This is a genomic window from Agrobacterium sp. DKPNP3 (genome assembly GCF_052686535.1).
On record NZ_JBQYSN010000179.1, the window covers coordinates 1 to 1,286 of the forward strand.

Below are 1,286 nucleotides of genomic sequence, written 5' to 3' on the forward strand. Positions count from 1 at the left end.
GGAAGACGACGCCCACAACCACCAGCGAGGTCAGGATCGTCGAAGTGGTCTGATGCGTCAGGTCATCGCTGCCCTCAACGACGCCCTGAGAGAGCTTGTCGACGAACGCCGTGAGGGCTGCCGCAGTCGCCGTGATCGATGTATCCGCCTTCCGGAGCTGGGCGGCGGATTCTTCGTTCTTGTCGAGCATTCCGAGCTCAACAGCCTTGTCGGTCATGTCTGTAATTGTCTTTGACTGCGCGATGAAGGCATCCATCGCAGCGGCCTCTTTCGGAAAAACGGCCTTCACCTTGTTGAGGCGCTGTATGAGGAGAGCCTTGCTCTCATTATAAGCCTGCTGGGCGACCTTTATTTCCGGCCCAGCCGCATCATATGCCATGATTTGATAGGCACCGTAAGCGACCGACTGCAGGTTGCGTGTGGCCCGCGCCAGCTCTACCAGTGCAGCACTGTCTTTGGCGATGAAATCCGAATAGGCGTTGTCCGCCTCCTTGTAACGGCTGGCCATGAACGTGGTGGCGGCCAGGCCAACAATGCAAAGCGGCAAAATGAGCGACAGAATTTTAGTGCGGACACTGGCATTTTGAAGAAAGGACACGGGAAACCCTTTAAAAGCTGTAGACCGCTCCTTCCCCGTGCCGGAGGTGTTCGGCGAAAATGACATTGCACGTCAAACGCCTTCGTCATCAAGGCTTTACAGACCGCTTGCGGCCTACCACGACGCGAAGGCCAACAAGCACGCTTTCGGCAACATGGTTAGGCCGACGATGCTGCTCCGTGGGCAAGCGACGGCCACAGACAGAATTTCGGGAAAAAGCACGCAAAACCGCCAAGGGGCGACGGCATCAATCTGTTTTCCGATAACAATATTATGTAGAAAAACTTTATAATCTGTTCACAGGGGAAATGCAGACGAATGACACCCGTGACAGGCCAGCGCGCTTTCACCCTCCAACCAATCTGGCGTCCCACCTCCCCCACCGACCCGGACGATACGGGCCACGATCAAAATTAAGCCCCGCAGAGCATTCGCGCCTGCGGGGCATTAGCCTTCAGTCATGCGGTACCGTCGGATGGAAGCTCATACCGGAAGCGAGCAGCGCTGGCCTCAAAACTCCTGCCAGTCGCCCTTTGTGTCGACGGCGGCATTGCCGGAGAATGCCGAGGCAAGCTTGCGGCCAAGGGCGCGGGCCGGAGAGGCAACGGACCTCTCGTTGCCGGTAGTGCGAACCGGAGCGGGCTGGGATTTCACCTGATAGCTGCCGTCCGCCAGCCTGAACTGCGAC

1 pseudogene is annotated in these 1,286 nt (G+C 57.8%); it reads right to left on the reverse strand.

Annotated features, from left to right (window positions below):
• Nucleotides 1–598: pseudogene (locus ACUTJJ_RS24995) on the reverse strand (methyl-accepting chemotaxis protein); the annotation flags it as partial.
• Nucleotides 599–1,286: the final 688 nt, after the last annotated feature.